The sequence below is a fragment of the Sphingomonas radiodurans genome, from assembly GCF_020866845.1.
Taxonomy (GTDB): Bacteria; Pseudomonadota; Alphaproteobacteria; order Sphingomonadales; family Sphingomonadaceae; genus Sphingomonas; species Sphingomonas radiodurans.
In genome coordinates this window covers 763,003-779,910 of the sequence record NZ_CP086594.1, presented here as the reverse complement: position 1 = coordinate 779,910, position 16,908 = coordinate 763,003, and the positions used below count along the sequence as shown (strand labels likewise).

Genomic DNA, 16,908 nt, shown 5'->3' with positions numbered 1-16,908 from the left:
ATAGTCCACGCTCTAGTTACTGATGGAAATCAGTATTGCCTAATAATTGTCGAAGTTATGATGTGTGTAGTTGATCCTGATCATACGTAATAATTGCATCCTTTGCCGCCACGACCTGTTGGAGTGATGATCCTACAGGAGACTATCTATGTTCATGCGCGTCGATAAGCTTCAGGCACATCTCCCTCAGCCCGAAACCCAGGACCCAAATGCCGCCGCGGCGCTGCGCGAACTGCTCGGTGGTAAGTATGGCGAGATGTCCACGCTGGGAAACTACATGTTCCAGAGCTTCAACTTCAAATCCAAGTCGAAGCTGCGCCCGTTTTACAGCCTGGTGGCGTCGATCACCGCCGAGGAACTGGGCCATGTCGAGCTCGTTTCGGCCGGCGTGAACATGCTCGCGAACGGCCCGGACGGTGACGATACCGGTGATGGCGGCGACATTTCGATGACGCCATTCGAGAGCATGAAGGAAATCCGCGACGCGGCGAGCTTCCTGTCGAACGGTGGTGGCGCGACGCCGACCGACTCGATGGGCCGTTCGTGGAACAACGATTTCATTACGACGACGGGTAACGTCGTTACCGATCTGCTGCATAACTTCCATCTCGAATGCGGCGCACGGCTTCATAAGCTGCGTGTGTACGAGACGGTTTCCGATCCTACTGGGCGCGAAGTATGTGGCTATCTGTTGGTGCGCGGCTCGGTCCACGCGCACGCTTATGCGCTGGCGCTGGAGAAGATCACCGGGGTCGACATCAAAAAGATGCTCCCGACGCCGAACATCGATCTTAGCAAGATCCCCGAGTGCCAGAAGTACCTCGACGAAGGATCGCATCGCCGGCTCTACACCTGGAGCCCGGACGATTATAAGGAGATCTCGGGGATCTGGAGCAACGACGAGGTCGCACTGCCGGGTGATCCGCCGGGTGAACTCGAAGTGGTCGATGGCATTCCCGAGGGCGGCAAGATCGCGCAGCTCGCCGGCGTACCCTGTGCATTCACGCCGGATTATGCGCCCGAGGAAATGTTTGAGATCGCGAACAAGCTGTATCAGAAGTCGCGCTGAGCGGCTTGATGGTTGAGTGATTGGCCGGCGTGGGCGTCCCCCTTGGGATACTCGCGCCGGCTTTTTTGCGTTTAGCGGCAGGTGTTGGCGGCCCCGCTGTCGAGATCGAGGCAGCGACCGTCGAGGCCACGTACGGGGAGGTTGATCGTCGCAGCGAGCGTCGGTGCGATGTCGACCGTCTCGACCGACTGGGACTGTTCGAAGCCGGACATGCCTTTGCGCCAGAACAGGATCGGGACGCGGCGGTCGTAATCCCACGGGCTGCCATGCGTCGCGACGTAACCGGGCCCGGGCGCCACGATGCCCGTGACCCGCGGCTTCAGCAGGACAAGGAAGTCGCCCGACACGGCGGGATCGTAGGACGCGTGGGCGCGCTGGGCGAGCGTCCATGTCTCGGGCGGCGTCTGGGGGATTGTGGCGGCTGCGATCTCGTCGCGCGTCAGCACGGTGGCGACCTGCGGCATCGCGCGCAGCCGCTTGATCGATTCCGCGATGACCGCGGCGCGCTTCGCCGGCGGGACCGAGTCGGAGACGTAGATGTCACCTTCGGACGCGAGCAGGATCGGGCCGGGGATGCCCAGCTGCTTGCCGACTGCTTCGCCGACCGCTTTGCTTGAAACGTCGACCGAGACGCGCTGCTCCATCGGCATCGCGCGCTGCTGCTGCCGCTCGGTCATGTCGTGGCCGCCGTGGTCGGCGGTTAGGACCACCTCGTAATCAATGTTCCAGGAATCGAGCGTGGCGAGAAAGCCACCGATCGTGCGGTCGAGCTCCGCCATCTGGAGGCACGTCTCGCCGCCGCCGGGTCCGTAAGCATGGCCGACGTAATCGGTGGCCGAGGCGCCAATCGCGATGAGATCGGGCGCGGTGCCCTGGCCGAGCTTCATGTCCTGGATCAGGCCGGCGGCGATCGCGAAGACCGCGCCGTCGAGCGCGGGCGAGGCGCGGAAGGCGCGCATGTCACCGGCCGCGCGCGCGAAGCGGCCGTCACCGATCGTCTGCGTCCCGACGCGGAATGGCTGCATCAGCGGGCGGCAGAAGCCGGGGACGGGCAGCGGCTCTTGCGGCGCGGCGATCAGCCGGGCAACCGCGTCACGCCCGCGTTGTACCGCGGGTGGCACAGGCCGGCCTTCGTAGGACACGAAATCGGTGTCGCGCCAGAACCATAATTCGTCGATCTTGTGGCCGCCCATCATGATCGCCGCGCGATCCTTGCCGGCGACCGAGACGACGCGGCTGGCGGGGTTCGCTGCCTTCATCATCTCGCCGAGCGTTGGCACCTTGAGGTGGAGATCGGATGGCTTGTACTTGTTGTGATCGGTGCCCGGCGCGCTTTCGTCCTCGGCGCAATACACCTGCTTGTCCTCGCGCGGTGCCTTCTGGTTGATCCAGGTGTTGGCGACGATGCCGGTGCGGTTCGGGCGCATGCCGGTGAGGATCGTCGAATGACCGGGGCACGTTTCGGTCGCGGCATGGCTTTGGTAGCCGGCCGGGAAGACCGCGCCTTGCAACAGCCGCGCGAAGCCGTCGCTGAAATGATTGCGATATTGCGCGAACAGATCGGCGGAGAATTGATCGACCGAGATCGCGACGATCAGCTTGGGGGGCGTGCGCGGCGCGGGCGCGATCGCGGCGGGCGGCGGTGGCGCTTCCTGCGCGGCGGCGGGCGCTGTCGTGAGAGGAAGGGCGATCGAGGCGAGCAGGGCGGCGAGGAGAGGTTTCATCGTGGACCTTGGTGCAAAGCGGTGCCGGGCGCGGTATGTGCCCGACATGGCGGCTAGGCAAGCGTGGGTAGCAACCCTGTTTTTCATGATCGTGACGCTGTTTGCCCAGGTGGCAGCGGCGCAAGAGCGGCATGTTGCCATCGACCTGGTGCCCGAAAGCGCGCGGCCGGCGGCGGGATCGACGGTGACGCTGGCGTTCGATTCGCGACCGGAAAAAAGCTGGCACGGCTATTGGAAGAACGGCGGCGACGCCGGGATCGAGACGACGCTGGAGTGGACGCTGCCGGCGGGGGTGAGCGCAGGCGAGCTGCGCTATCCCGTGCCGGGGCGGCTGATCGTCGGCGGCCTGATGAACTATGTCTACGAGGCGCCGTTCGCGCAGCTGGTGGAGCTGGCGATCCCGGCCGGGCTGGCGGCGGGGACGAAGCTGCCGATTCAGGTGAAGGCGGATTACCTTGTATGTACCGAGGAGATCTGCGTGCCCGAAACGCAGACGCTGGCCACGGTGCTGACGATCGGTGACGGCGCGGTCGATCCGGCGACGCGGGCGCGGTTCGATGGGTGGCGGCTGAAAATGCCGCGGCCACTGGGCTCGCCGGCAACGTGGCAGGGCGCGCAGGGGCAGTTCCGGCTGGCGGTGCCGTTCCCGGCGAGTGCGGCGGCGGGCGACGTTTATTTCTACCCGGCCGCTGGTGGCGCGGTCGATTATGCCGCGCCACAGGCGGTGACGCGCGACGGCGACCGGATCGTGCTGACGACCAAGGCAGCGCCGGGCACGGCTGCGATCGGCGCTATCGCGGGCGTGCTGGCGACAGGCGACGGGCAGGGCTTTGCGATCCGCGCGCAGCCCGGCGTGGTGGCGGCGGTCGAGCAAGCGAGCAGCGGCGGGTGGCAGGCGGCGGCGCTCGCGTTCGCGGGCGCGGTGGTCGGCGGCTTGCTGCTCAACATCATGCCGTGTGTGTTCCCGATCCTGAGCCTGAAAGCGCTGAGCCTTGCCAAGTCGGGGGGGAATGAGGGCGCGGCGCGGCGCGAGGCGCTGGCCTATACCGCGGGCGTGGTGTTGGTGTGCGTGGCGCTCGGCGGGATCCTGCTGGGGCTGCGCGCGGGTGGGGCGACGGTGGGCTGGGCGTTCCAGTTGCAGGATCCGCGCGTGATCGGCGTGCTGCTGCTGCTGACGGCGGGGATTGCGCTCAACCTGGCGGGGCTGTTCGAGCTGCCAACGCCCGCTTTCGCCAGCCGATCGGGGACGAGTGGTGCGTTCGCGACGGGCGCGCTCGCGGCGTTCGTCGCGACGCCGTGTACCGGGCCGTTCATGGGCGCGGCGCTGGGGGCGGCGCTGGTGCTGCCGCCGGCCGCGGCGATGCTGGTGTTCGCGGGGCTCGGGCTCGGGATCGCTTTGCCGTTCCTGCTGATTGGATTCGTGCCAGCGCTGCGGCGGCGGTTGCCGCGGCCGGGGGCGTGGATGGCGCGACTGCGGCGCATCCTGTCCGTGCCGATGTTCCTGACGGCGTTGGCACTCACCTGGGTATTGGGGCGGCAGGCCGGGGTGGATGGCATGACGCTCGGGCTGGCCGCGACCTTGCTCGCTGGGTTCGGCTTGTGGTGGACCGGGCGGCGGCAGGAGACGGGGCGCGAGCGGGCGTGGTGGCCGGCGGTGCCGGCAATGGCGCTGGCGCTGATCGTCGTGGTGCTGGTGAAGCCCCAGGCGGCAGTGTCTGCGCCGAGCATGGCCGGGGTCGAGCCATTCAGCGAGGCGCGGCTGGCGGCGTTGCGCGCGGAGGGACGGCCGGTGTTCGCCTATTTCACCGCCGACTGGTGCCTGACGTGCAAGGTCAACGAAAAGGCCGCGATCGAGACCGCGGGAACGGCGCGTGCCTTCGCCGATGGGAAGGTGGCGGTGCTGGTCGGCAACTGGACCGATGGCGATCCGGCGCTCGGGCGGTTCATCGAGGGGCATAACCGCGCCGGCGTGCCGCTGTACCTATGGTATCCCAAGGGCGCGGCGAGCCCGCGGGTCTTGCCGCAATTGCTGACGACGGGCATGCTGACGGAACTGCCGGGGGGCACGACCTGAGGAGAGCAAGGATGCGTCTGCTTATCCCGTTCGCCGTCGCCGTGCTGGCGATTACTCCCGCTGCCGCGCAACAGGCCATCGGCAAGCCGGCGGGCAATTTTCGCCTGACCGATGCCGACGGCAAGAGCGTGACGCTCGGCCAGTTCAAGGGGCGGCCGGTGGTGCTCGAATGGAACAACCCCGGCTGCCCGTATGTGAAGAAGCATTACGAGAGCGGCAACATGCAGGCGACGCAGGCCAAGGCGAAAGCCGCGGGCGCGGTTTGGCTGACAATCAATTCAGGCGCGCCTGGCAAGCAGGGCTACATGACCGGGCCGCAGGCGAAGAGCTTCGTCACGACGCAGAAGGCTGCGCCGACTGCGTATCTGCTCGATCCGGAGGGCCGCGTGGGCAAGGGCTATGCGGCGAAGACGACGCCGCACCTTTACCTGATCGATGCCGCCGGGCGGCTGGTGTACCAGGGCGGCATCGATGACCGGCCAACACCTGATAAGGCCGACGTGATCGGTGCACGCAACCACGTGCTGGCGGCGCTTGGCGAGGTGAAGGCGGGCAAGGCGGTGTCGATGCCCGAGACGCGGCCTTATGGGTGTTCGGTGAAATACGCGGACTGAGCGAGTAAGAAGAAGCGGGATCCCGGCTTGAGACCGGGATGACGCGGAAGGGTTGTGCGGCGCAACATTCTCGCGCACCATGCATCCGAACTGATCCTCCGGCGTTGGGCGGCGAATGGGGCAACACGCGTTTGACGAAATCATGGGACATGGCGGCGTCGCCCGTCCTGAACTCGCTGACCTCGCACGCTGGCTTGCCGACACGCCACCCGAAGACTTGCGCCGTCGCCAGGAAGCCGCGGAGACGACCTTTCGCCAGCTTGGCATTACGTTCGCGGTTTATGGCGACAGCGACGCCAGCGAGCGGATCATCCCATTCGATATCGTCCCGCGGGTGTTCCTCGCCGACGAGTGGGCACGACTTTCCGAGGGGCTGATCCAGCGCGTCGAGGCGATCAACCTGTTCCTCGACGATATCTACGGCGCGCAGGAGATCCTGAAGGCTGGCGTGCTGCCGGAGGATCTGATCTTCCACAATGCGCAGTTCCGACCCGAGATCGTCGGCATCCGGCCGCCGCATGGCGTGTGGGCACATATCTGCGGTATCGATCTGGTCCGGACAGGTCCGGACGAATTCTTCGTGCTCGAAGACAATGCGCGCACGCCCTCGGGTGTCAGCTACATGCTGGAGAACCGCGAGGCGATGGTGCGGCTATGCCCGGAGCTGTTCCAGGAATTCCGCGTCGCGGCAGTTGATAGTTACCCCGACCGGCTGCTCGAGACGATGCGCTCGGTCGCGCCGCACGGGTGCGGGCAGAACCCGAATTGCGTGGTTTTGACGCCGGGCCATTATAATTCGGCCTATTACGAACACAGCTTCCTGGCGGATTCGATGGGGATCGAGCTGGTCGAGGCGGCCGATCTCGTGGTCGATGACGACGTGGTCTACATGCGCACGATCGCGGGGCGCGTGAAGGTCGATGTGATCTATCGCCGGATAGATGACGATTATCTCGATCCGCTGGTGTTCCGGCCGGATTCGGCGCTGGGCGTGCCGGGGCTGATCGCGGCTTACCGCGCGGGCAACGTCGCGATCATGAACGCGCCCGGGAACGGGATCGCCGACGACAAGGCGATCTACAGCTACATGCCCGAGATCGTGCGCTTCTACTCGGGTAAGGATGCCAAACTGCCGAACGTCGAGACGTTTCGCTGCCGCGAGCCGGGCGCGCTGAAATACACGCTTGATCACCTTGAGCAGCTGGTGGTGAAGCTGGTCGATGGATCGGGCGGCTATGGCATGCTTGTCGGCCCGACCGCGACGAAGGCCGAGATCGCCAAGTTCCGCAGCGTGCTGGAAGCCGAGCCGGAGCGCTATATCGCGCAGCCGACGCTGGCGCTGTCGACCGTGCCGACGCTTGGTGATGCGGGGTTGAGCCCGCGGCATGTCGATTTCCGACCATTCGTGTTGACGGGATCCAAGGGCGTCCAGGTGGTGCCGGGCGGGTTGACTCGGGTAGCGTTGAAGGAGGGGTCGCTGGTGGTGAATTCCTCGCAGGGCGGGGGCACGAAGGACTCGTTCGTGCTGCTGGATGGCGGCAAGCGGCAAGCGCAGAACCAGACGATGGGTGGCATGGTGCAGGAGCAGACGCTGTGATCAGGTCTTGCTGCACGGACCCGAACACCGGCGATCTGAAGGCGTTCCGCCCATGCTGAGTCGGACCGCATCGTCCCTCTACTGGCTCGGGCGATATATCGAGCGGGCGGATTTCATCGCTCGGCTGGTCGAAGCGACGGTGCGGCTTGATGTGCTGTCGCCGCGGCCCGCGGGGGAGGCGGCGTGGCAATCAGCGCTCGCGGTGACGGATACCGAGGAGGCGTTCAAAGCCAGCGGGGCGGGCCTGACGCGCGAGTCGGTCGCGCGGTTTCTCACGAGCGATACCTCGCATCCGGGGTCAATCGTCCGTTGCCTTGATATGGCGCGGCTGAACGCGAAGGCGGTGCGCACTGCGCTGACGCGCGAAGCTTGGTCAGCGATCAACGGGGCGTGGCTTGCGTTCGACAAGCGCGCTAGCCGGCTCGATCCCGATCGTACGCTGGCGCTGGTCGATGCGGTAAAGGCCGAGACGCGCGGGTTCGAGGGTGCGGTGCAGCGGATGCTGCGCAACCAGACGACGCTGTTTATCCGGCTTGGCCAAGCGACCGAGCGAGTCGACGATACGGCGCGGTTGCTTGACGTGAAATATCACATCCTGTTGCCCGAGGGCGAGCCGGTCGGCGGGACGGTCGATCGTGATCAGTGGACGACGATCCTGCAGACGGTGTCGGCGGTGACGGCGTATCGCTGGCTGTACAATGACGGCTTAGTGCCGGCGAACGTGATCGATTTGCTGCTGTCGCGCGCCGAATTGCCGCGCAGCATTTCCGCAGCAACCGAGGAGACGATCGAGGTGCTGACCGCGCTTGCTAAGCGCACCGGATCGCATGGCGAGGCCGACCGGATGGCGCGCGCACGGCATGCGCGGGTGGTGCGGACGCGGACGAAGGACGTGATCGTATCCGGGCTGCACCAGCATCTCGAGGCGCTGATCGCGGAGAATGACCAGCTTCACACGGCCATTGGCCGGCAGTTCAAGTTCCACTGATGCGGCTGTCGATCGAACACCGCACGACGTATCGCTTCTCCGCGCCGCAGGGCCGGATCGTTCAGATGCTGCGGATGACGCCGGACAATACGCACGACCAGACGGTCGCGGCGTGGCACATTGCGATCGACTGCGACGCGCGGATGACGAACCACCGCGATGGCTTCGGCAATGCGACGACGATGCTGTATTGCGAGGGGCCGATCGCGGGAATCGAACTATCGGTGACGGGCGAGGTGGTGACGAGCACGTCGGGCGGCGTGTTGCACGGCACCAACGAGGTGTTGCCGCCGACGTTCTTTCTGCGCACGACGCCAGCGACGGCTGCGAGCGCAGCGATCGCCGCCTTCGCGACGGAGACCGGTGGGCGTAATCGGGCGGCGCTGCATCGTTTCAACGAAGCGATCGGCGCGCGCTTTGCCGTCGATGCCGAGCGTCCCGAGGCTGGGCTGACAGCGGCGGCGGCATTTGAACGTGAAGCGCTGACGGCGCGCGACATGGCGCAATTGTTCGTTGCGGGCGCGCGATCGCTGGGCGCGCCGGCGCGCTATGTGACGGGTTATTGCGATTTGGCGGGCGACCACCGGCCGACGCCGCATGGGTGGGCCGAGGCGTGGATCGATGGTGATGGCTGGGTCGGGTTCGATCCGACACTGGGCCTATCACCGGAGGAGCATCATGTGCGGGTTGCGGCGGCGCTGGATGCGGCGGGCGCAGCGCCGGTTGCGGGCTCGCGGCTCGGCGAGGGTGCGGAACGGCTCGACGTCGAGGTGACGGTTCAGGAGGCTTAGGGGCTACGCGAGCTCGCGCTGGCGCTCGGGCGCCGCGTGGTCCAGTACATCCTTGTCGCCGACTAGCGCCCAGCCGCGGGGGCCGAGCATTTCGAGCGGGCGATAACGGGTTTTGTACGCCATGCGCGCCGAGCCCTTCACCCAATAGCCAAGATATACGTAGGACAGGCCGGCGGCGCGCGCGCGGAGGATGTGATCGAGGATGATGAGGCTGCCGAGCCCCTGCCGCGCATCTGCCTCCGGTGCGAAGAAGCTGTAGATCATCGAGAGGCCGTCTGCCTGACGATCGGTGAGGCAAGCGCCAATCAGCCGGCCCTGGCCGCCGTTTGTGCTAGGCTCGCGATATTCGACGATCACTGAGTTGACCGGCGAATGCTCGATCATGTCGGCGTAATCCTGCTCGTCCATCCCGGCCATGCCGCCACCGGCGTGGCGATGCGCGAGATAACGGCGCAAGAGCTGATATTGCTCGTCGGTGGCCCAAGGGCGGCACGCGGTGACTTCGAGATCGGCGTGGCGCCGGACGAGCTTGCGCTGCGTGGCGCTGGCCTCGAAATCGTGCGTGACGACGCGAACCGATACGCAGGCCGTGCAGCCGGCGCACGACGGGCGGTACGCGACCGACTGGCTGCGGCGGAAGCCGATCCGGCCCAGTGCATCGTTGAGTTCGTTCGCGTGCGGGCCGGCGAGTTCGGTGAAGACCTTGCGTTCCTGCTTGCCGGGCAAATAGGGGCACGGCGCGGGGCTCGTTACGAAGAAGCGCGGAAATCGAAAAGGCGCAGTCACTACCGGGAGTCCCCTAAGGGACGCATCACGTCGCGCCCTGGACCATCGATATGAGTCGTTGAAGGTGCGGTGGGAAGCGCGATTATCACGAATAAAGAGTTAACGCGCTGCGCAGAGTCTTTCCAGCATCCGATGGTGTTCCGGAACGGGGCAGAAACGCATTATTACGATCGGGGTGATCGATCCCCTACGTCAAATGTATAACTCGGGTGCTGCGCGGCAGTTGGCAGCGGGATCAAGGCGTTACGCCAGTTCGATCAGGCTTACTTCATAGCCGGCGACGCCCAGCGCGGCGAGCAACCGATCGAGGTGATGGCGGTCTCGCGTCTCGCATTCGACGTCGAGGCTGAGGCCCTTGGCGGGCAGGTTGGTGAAGATTCGCTGGTGCGCGAGTTCGAGGATGTTGACTCGCTCCTGATCGAAGATGCGTGCCACATTGTAGAGCGCGCCGGGCTGGTCGCGCAGCTGGATGCGCAGCCGGGCAAGGCGGCCCGAGCGAGCGAGATCGCGCAGCAGCACGTTGGCGAGCAGCCGCGTGTCGATGTTGCCGCCGCACAGCACGATGCCGATCGTCTTGCCGGCGAACCGCTCCTTGTTGGCGAGCACCGCGGCAAGGCCGGCGGCGCCGGCGCCCTCGACCACGGTCTTCTCGATCTGCAGCAGCAGGCTGACCGATTCTTCCAGGCTGCGTTCGGTGACGAGCATGATGTCGTCGACCAGCGCGGCGACCATCCGCGACGTGACCACGCCGGGCTCCTTCACCGCGATGCCCTCGGCCAGCGTATCCCCGGCGCAGGGCATGTCGGTGCCGCGCAGGCGGTTGTACATCGAGGGGAACAGCTCGGCCTCGACGCCGACGATCTCGATCGGGTGAGCGGCGGCGCGCGCGACGGTCGCCATGCCGGAGATGAGCCCGCCGCCGCCGATCGGGACGACGAGCGTGTCGATCGACGGCACGTCCTCGAGCATCTCGATCGCGACGGTGCCTTGGCCGGCGATGACGCGCGCGTCGTCGAACGGATGGACGAAGGTGTAGCCGCGTTCGGCCTCGAGTTCGCGGGCGTGCGCGTAGGCCGCGTCGAAGGTGTTGCCGTGGAGGACGACCGCGGCGCCATGCCCTTCGGTCTGCACCACTTTCACCGTCGGCGTGTTCATCGGCATGACGATCGTCGCGGGCACGCCGAGGCGGTTGGCGTGATAGGCGAGGCCCTGCGCGTGATTGCCGGCGGAGGCCGCGATCACACCGCGCGACTTCGCCTCTTCGCTGAGCAGCAGCAGCGTGTTGAGCGCTCCGCGTTCCTTGTAGGCGGCGGTGAACTGGAGGTTTTCGAACTTCAGATACACGGTCGCGCCGGCGAGCTTCGAAAGCGTGCGGCTGATGAGCGTGGGCGTGCGGACGATCGAATCGCGGATGCGGGCATGGGCGGCGCGCACGTCCGCGATGCTGACGGGGAGGGGTTCGGTGGTCGATTGTGCCGCGGTTGCCATCATCAATGCCTCAAGATCCGTTCGCCCGAACGGGATCATTGATCCAGGTTCGCCGACGCGGGCCGTAGGATCATCTGGCGCGGCGTGCAAACTGGCCCTATCCGCAAGGCCATGAAGATCGCTTTTATCGGCACCGGCGTGATGGGTGCCCCGATGGCCGGGCACCTTGCCCGCGCCGGCCACGACGTCACCGTCTACAATCGCACGCGTGCCAAGGCGGAGGCGACCGGGCTGACGGTCGCCGAGACGCCGGCCGCTGCCGCTGCGGGCGCGGATGCGGTGGTGGCGTGCGTCGGCAACGATGACGACCTTGCTGCGGTGACGCTGGGCAGCGACGGCGCGTTCGCCGCGATGCACGACGATGCGGTGTTCATCGACCATACGACGGTGTCGGCGGATATCGCGCGGCGACTGGCGGCGGCGCGCGCGCTGGTGGTCGATGCGCCGGTTTCGGGTGGGCAGGCGGGGGCGCAGAAGGGGCAGCTTGCGATCATGTGCGGCGGCAGCGACGCGGCGATGGCGGTCGCGCGGCCGGTGATGGAGGCCTATGCCGCGCGCATCGTCCATGTCGGCGCGGCGGGGGCGGGGCAGCAGACCAAGATGGTCAATCAGATCGCCATTGCCGGCGTGCTGCAGGGATTGTCCGAAGCGGTGCGCTTCGCGCAGGCCAGCAACCTCGATCTCGACAAGGTGCTCGAGGCGATTTCCGGCGGCGCGGCGCAGAGCTGGCAGATGGTCAATCGCTGGCCGACGATGGCGCGCGACGAATTCGACTTCGGCTTTGCGGTGGACTGGATGCGCAAGGATCTCGGGCTGGCGCTCGACGAGGCGCGCAAGAATGGCGCGGTGCTGCCGGCGGCGGCGCTGGTGGATCAATTCTATGCCGAGGTGCAGGCGATGGGCGGCGGGCGACAGGATACCAGCGCGCTGGTGCGGAGGCTGCCGCGATGAGGCGCCTTCTGACGCTCGCGGCGTTGCTTGCCGCGATGCCGGCGGCGGCCGACGGGATCGTCGACAACGTCAATGGCTTGGCACCGACGGCTGACGGCCGGGTGGTTCGGTTCAAGGCGCTGCTAATCGACAAGGACGGCAAGGTCACGCGGCTCGTGCCGCCGGGGGAGGAGCCGCCCAAGCTCAGCCGCAAGCAATTGAAGGCGAATGCGGGCAAGCCGCTATACGACTGGCGGATCGACATGGGCGGCAAGACGCTGCTGCCCGGGTTCATCGACGCGCATGGGCATGTGATGGGGCTGGGCTTTGGCGTGCTGTCGCTCGACCTGTCGGCGGCGCGGTCGCTCAACGAGGCCAAGGCGATGACGATGGCGTATATCGCCGCCAATCCCGATCGAAAGTGGATCCTCGGGCGCGGGTGGAACCAGGAGGTGTGGGGGCTCGGGCGTTTTCCGACCGCGGCGGACCTCGACGAGGTGGCGCAGGGCCGCGCGATCTGGCTGGAGCGCGCCGACGGGCATGCCGGCTGGGCGAACAGCGTCGCGATGCGCGAAGCGGGCGTGACCGCGAGCACCGCATCGCCGGCTGGTGGGCGCATCGAGAAGGCGGGTGGGGCACCCGCGGGCGTGTTCGTTGATGCGGCGATGCAGCTGATCGAGAAAGCGCTGCCGCAGCCACTGTCGAAGGAACGCGATGCGGCGTTCCTGGAGGCACAGAACGTGCTGCTAGCGAACGGCGTGACGGCGGTGGCCGACATGGGCACGTCGCTCGACGACTGGCTGAGCTATCGCCGGATGGCAGATATCGGCGCGCTGCGGGTGCGGATCATGGCCTATGCCGCGGGGGTCGAGACGGCGAGCCGGATCGGCGGCAAGGGGCCGACGCCGTGGCTGTACAACGATCGGCTGCGGATGGGCGGGGTGAAGATTTACGGCGACGGCGCGCTCGGATCGCGCGGGGCGGCGCTGAAGGCACCCTATGCCGATGCGCCGGGGGAGAAGGGGCTGCTATTCCTCAACGACACGCAGTTGCAGAATCAGATGAGCCGGGCGGCGATGGATAATTTCCAGATCGCCGTCCACGCGATCGGCGACCGCGCGAATGCGCAAGCGCTCGACGCGATCCAGGTGCTGAGCGAGACCTATACCGGCGATCGTCGCTGGCGGATCGAGCATGCGCAGGTGGTCGATCCGGCGGACCTCAAGAGCTTCGGCAAGTTCGGCACCATCGCGTCGATGCAGCCTACGCATGCGACGAGCGATCGGACGATGGCCGAGGCGCGGCTGGGGCCGGCGCGGCTGGCGGGGGCCTATGCGTGGACATCGATGCTGGCGAACGGCGCGAAGCTGGCGTTCGGATCGGACTTTCCGGTCGAGAAGCCGGATCCCTGGGCCGGTTGGGCTGCGGCCTATACGCGGACCGATACGGCGGGGCAGCCGGCGGGCGGGTGGCGGCCGGAGGAAGCCGTGACTCGGGAACAGGCTTGGTGGGCGTTCACCGGGGGCGCGGCTTATGCCGGGTTCGCCGAGACGCGGTTCGGCAACTTGGCGCCAGGGCAGCGGGCGGATTTCGTGATCGTCGATCGCGATCCGCTGGCCGGCGAAGCTGCGGCGATGCGCGGCACGCGGGTGGAGCAGACATGGATCGGGGGAGAGCGGGCCTGGGCTCGGACGGGGGCGGCTCGTTAAAGTAAATCCGTCGCGCTTGTTGGACCGTGGATGCCGGGACTAGCCCGGCATGACGGAGGCTTAAGCGCGATCGGATTATTCCAGGTCGTTTTCACTGACGATAACGGGCGTTGCGTCGGAGTTGCGCGCAAAGGCAGCCAGCGCGGCGTCGGTGATCGGATCGACGAAACGATTGAACATGTCGATCGCGTCGCCGTCCGGCCGATCGCCGCTCAGTGCTTCGAGCAGATCGTATTGCACCACGAAGTCGACGTCCTCTGCGTCCACCTCGCCGGTGAATTCGACCTGTTCGGCCTCGATGTTGTCCAGCAGGGTGCTGTCGTCGATATCAAGCTGGCTGGCCGCCATGGGGCATTCCTTTCTGGGATGAATTTTGCGGTAGAAGCGCTCTAGCGGCGCGATGTTCCATCACGTTGGTAGGCGTTTCGCAAGATCGTCGATCGCCGGACCGACGAAATGATCGAGCGGCGTGCCGCCGTCGAGCGTGACGGGGCGTTCCAGCGTGAGCACGGCAGCGTGCTTCAGCGCCGGATCGAGCCCCTGCCACGCGCGCACTGCGGCCTCGAGGTTGGTCACTTCGGGCATTTCCGAATCGCCGCGGGCGACGTTTTCGAGCGAAACGCTCATCTTCCAGTCGATCGACGGCGCGTTAGCGTCGCCCCATGTTGCCTCGGCCATCGATTATCCCCTTGTTCGGTGTGGGCGCTCAACCGCGCCGCGCCACGGCTTGGTTCCGCTGCAGCGAGCGCCTAGATCGCCGCGATGACTTCCCCGATCCAAGTTGCCGCGCTGTATCATTTCGCAAGCTTCGACGATCCCGCGGCGCTGCGCGAGCCGCTCGAAGCCCTGTGCCGGGCGAACGGCGTGCGCGGCACGCTGCTGCTGGCGCGCGAGGGCGTGAACGGGACGATCGCCGGCGCGCCCGACGCGATCGAGCGCGTTCTGGGGCATCTGCGCGCGCTGCCGGGGTGCGTGGACCTGCCGGTTAAGTATGCGAGCGCCGAGACGATGCCGTTCCACAGGCTGAAGGTGCGGCTGAAGCAGGAAATCGTCTCGATGGGCGAGCCCGACGTCGATCCTGCAAACAACGCCGGCACCTATGTGGCGCCGGCGGAGTGGAACGCGCTGATCGCGCGGCCGGACACGATCGTGATCGATACGCGCAACGATTACGAGGTGGCGATCGGCAGCTTTCCCGGCGCGATCGATCCAGGCACGCGCAGCTTTCGCGAGTTCCCCGGCTGGTTCCGCGCAAACCGCGAGGCGCTGCTGGCGGACGGGGTTAGCAAGGTCGCGATGTTCTGCACCGGCGGCATTCGATGCGAGAAGGCGACTGCGTTCCTGAAGGCGGAAGGGGTGACGGACGTGTACCATCTGCAAGGCGGCGTCCTGAACTATCTAGAACATGTACCCGCGGCGGAGAGCCGCTGGGACGGCGAATGCTTCGTGTTCGACGAGCGCGTGGCGGTGGGGCACGATCTGGCGCCGGGGACGCACGCGCTGTGCCGCGCCTGCCGCATGCCCGTGAGTGCCGCGGATCGTGAGTCGGCGCTGTACGAGTTGGGATTGAGTTGCCCACGCTGCCACGACGCGCGCGATGCGCGGCAGCGGGAGGGATATGCCGAGCGGCATCGGCAAGTTCAGCTGGCGGAAGCGCGTGGCGAGCGGCATGTCGGGGAGCGGCAGGGGGACTGAGCTTTGCGTCCTAGGCCTGCTTGCGCGCCCATTCCTTGTTGATCGCAAGCGCGCCGAGCGTGCAGATCGCACCCGACAGCAAGTACACACCGACCGACCACAGACCGAAGCGGCTGGCGAGGAACAGCGCGACGAGGGGCGCGAAGCCCGCGCCGATCAGCCAAGCGGAATTGGCGACGATCGCCGCGCCAGTATAGCGCCGCTCGGGCGGGAAGGCGCTGTTTACCACACCCGACGATTGGCCGAAGGCGAGGCCGAGCAGGATGAAGCCGCCGATCATGTAGATCGCCTCGCCAATGCCGCCCGAATCGAGCAGCCGCGGTGCGAAACCGCTGTAGACCGCGATCATCACCGCCGAGACGCCGAGCACCGCGCGGCGCCCCACGCGATCGGCGATCAGCCCGGAGGCGAGGATCGCAAGGATGCAGACCATTGCGCCGGCCGCCTCGATCGCGAGGAACTGCAGCGGCTCTTCCTTGGCGAACAGCGTGACCCATGACAGCGGGAATACTGTGACGAGGTGGAACAGCGCAAAGCTTGCGAGCGGGGCGAGCGCACCGAGCAGGATCGTGCGCCATTCCGAGAACAGTGTCGCAAAGGCAGGCGACGGCTGAAGCTCGCGGGTCTCGAACAGCCGCGTGAACTCGGGCGTCGCGACCAGTCGTAGCCGGGCGAACAGCGCAACGACGTTGATCGCGAGCACAACGAAGAACGGATAGCGCCAGCCCCAGCTGAGGAAATCCTCCGGCGACAGGATGGTCAGGAAATAGCTGAACAATGCGATTGCCAGCAGCAGCCCAAGTGGCGCGCCAAGCTGCGGGATCATTGCGTACCAGCCGCGCTTGTCCTCCGGCGCGTTGAGCGAGAGGAGCGACGGTAGCCCATCCCACGCGCCGCCCAACGCCATGCCCTGGCCAAAGCGGAACAGCCCGAGCAGCACCGCCGAGAGCGTGCCGACCTGCGCGTAGCTGGGCAGCAGCGCGATCGCCATGGTGCAGCCGCCGAGCAGGAACAAGGCAATCGTCAGCTTCGTGCCGCGGCCGTACGCACCGTCAATCCACAGGAATAGCAAGGTGCCGAACGGTCGCCCGACGAAGGCGAGCGCGAAGACCGCGAAGGCGTAAAGCGTGCCGGTGAGCGGATCGACATACGGGAAGATCAGCTTCGGGAACACGAGCACCGAGGCGAGCGCATAGACGAAGAAGTCGAAGAACTCGCTTGTCCGGCCGATGATCACGCCGATCGCGATCTCGCCCGGCGCGATATCCTTCTCGCGGGCGTTCACCAATCGGGCGTCCCGCTCGAGGCTTCCCGAATCCGGTGCGGTGGTCGATGCAGTCATCCGGTCATGCTCCCGCGGCGGTGCCGCCGTGCGTTTCATAGCGCCCGCGCACGGTGCTATCATTAAACTCCATTGCCCAACCTGTGCCAGTGACGGGATTG

General features: G+C 66.5%; 15 protein-coding genes. 9 read left to right on the top strand and 6 right to left on the bottom strand.

The genetic code is table 11. The features are described 5' to 3' along the window. Window positions 1-148 precede the first annotated feature (148 nt). On the top strand, window positions 149-1,069 hold the full coding sequence (locus LLW23_RS03810; RefSeq protein ID WP_228947451.1) for a manganese catalase family protein: 921 nt from the start codon (window positions 149-151) through the stop codon (window positions 1,067-1,069). Window positions 1,070-1,140: 71 nt separating this feature from the next. Here LLW23_RS03810 and LLW23_RS03805 read toward each other — a convergent pair whose 3' ends face one another. Further along, window positions 1,141-2,793, bottom strand: coding sequence for an alkaline phosphatase family protein (locus tag LLW23_RS03805; RefSeq protein WP_228947450.1), 1,653 nt, complete (start codon window positions 2,791-2,793; stop codon window positions 1,141-1,143). A gap of 46 nt (window positions 2,794-2,839) precedes the next feature. Here LLW23_RS03805 and LLW23_RS03800 point away from each other — a divergent pair, with 46 nt between their 5' ends. From LLW23_RS03800 to LLW23_RS03780, 5 genes are all read left to right on the top strand, one after another. After that, entirely contained in the window at window positions 2,840-4,867 is a 2,028-nt protein-coding gene (locus LLW23_RS03800) for a protein-disulfide reductase DsbD family protein (RefSeq protein ID WP_408642014.1), read from the top strand. 11 nt (window positions 4,868-4,878) lie between these two features. Next, window positions 4,879-5,481, top strand: coding sequence for a redoxin domain-containing protein (locus LLW23_RS03795; protein WP_228947448.1), 603 nt, complete (start codon window positions 4,879-4,881; stop codon window positions 5,479-5,481). A gap of 115 nt (window positions 5,482-5,596) precedes the next feature. Next, entirely contained in the window at window positions 5,597-7,078 is a 1,482-nt protein-coding gene (locus LLW23_RS03790; RefSeq protein WP_228947447.1) for a circularly permuted type 2 ATP-grasp protein, read from the top strand. 52 nt (window positions 7,079-7,130) lie between these two features. After that, window positions 7,131-8,066 carry an alpha-E domain-containing protein gene (locus LLW23_RS03785; protein ID WP_228947446.1) on the top strand — a complete coding sequence of 312 codons (936 nt, stop codon included), beginning with the start codon at window positions 7,131-7,133 and terminating at the stop codon, window positions 8,064-8,066. Beyond that, window positions 8,066-8,857, top strand: a complete 792-nt coding sequence (locus tag LLW23_RS03780; RefSeq protein WP_228947445.1) for a transglutaminase family protein — start codon at window positions 8,066-8,068, stop codon at window positions 8,855-8,857. Before LLW23_RS03785 ends, LLW23_RS03780 begins: the two co-directional genes overlap by 1 nt. 3 nt (window positions 8,858-8,860) lie before the next feature. Here LLW23_RS03780 and LLW23_RS03775 read toward each other — a convergent pair whose 3' ends face one another. After that, window positions 8,861-9,643, bottom strand: a complete 783-nt coding sequence (locus tag LLW23_RS03775) for an arginyltransferase (protein ID WP_228947444.1) — start codon at window positions 9,641-9,643, stop codon at window positions 8,861-8,863. A 243-nt stretch (window positions 9,644-9,886) separates the two neighbouring features. Beyond that, a complete protein-coding gene (locus tag LLW23_RS03770) occupies window positions 9,887-11,131 on the bottom strand; it encodes a threonine ammonia-lyase (protein ID WP_228948460.1) in 1,245 nt (414 codons plus the stop codon). A gap of 111 nt (window positions 11,132-11,242) precedes the next feature. On the opposite strand from LLW23_RS03770, the gene LLW23_RS03765 reads away from it, so the two are divergent. Both LLW23_RS03765 and LLW23_RS03760 read left to right on the top strand, forming a co-directional pair. Then, on the top strand, window positions 11,243-12,082 hold the full coding sequence (locus LLW23_RS03765) for an NAD(P)-dependent oxidoreductase (protein ID WP_228947443.1): 840 nt from the start codon (window positions 11,243-11,245) through the stop codon (window positions 12,080-12,082). Next, window positions 12,079-13,770 carry an amidohydrolase gene (locus tag LLW23_RS03760; RefSeq protein ID WP_228947441.1) on the top strand — a complete coding sequence of 564 codons (1,692 nt, stop codon included), beginning with the start codon at window positions 12,079-12,081 and terminating at the stop codon, window positions 13,768-13,770. Before LLW23_RS03765 ends, LLW23_RS03760 begins: the two co-directional genes overlap by 4 nt. 75 nt (window positions 13,771-13,845) lie before the next feature. Here the strand turns inward: LLW23_RS03760 and LLW23_RS03755 are convergent, their stop codons facing one another. Then, the gene (locus tag LLW23_RS03755; protein WP_228947440.1) at window positions 13,846-14,118 is read right to left on the bottom strand and encodes a DUF1488 family protein; all 273 of its coding nucleotides are present in this window, start codon (window positions 14,116-14,118) and stop codon (window positions 13,846-13,848) included. Between the two features lie 60 nt (window positions 14,119-14,178). Next, the gene (locus LLW23_RS03750) at window positions 14,179-14,448 is read right to left on the bottom strand and encodes a hypothetical protein (RefSeq protein WP_228947439.1); all 270 of its coding nucleotides are present in this window, start codon (window positions 14,446-14,448) and stop codon (window positions 14,179-14,181) included. 84 nt (window positions 14,449-14,532) lie between these two features. On the opposite strand from LLW23_RS03750, the gene trhO reads away from it, so the two are divergent. Next, a complete protein-coding gene (trhO, locus tag LLW23_RS03745) occupies window positions 14,533-15,465 on the top strand; it encodes an oxygen-dependent tRNA uridine(34) hydroxylase TrhO (protein ID WP_228947438.1) in 933 nt (310 codons plus the stop codon). Between the two features lie 10 nt (window positions 15,466-15,475). On the opposite strand, the gene LLW23_RS03740 is transcribed toward trhO, so the two are convergent. Continuing rightward, on the bottom strand, window positions 15,476-16,807 hold the full coding sequence (locus LLW23_RS03740) for an MFS transporter (protein WP_228947437.1): 1,332 nt from the start codon (window positions 16,805-16,807) through the stop codon (window positions 15,476-15,478). Window positions 16,808-16,908 lie beyond the last annotated feature (101 nt).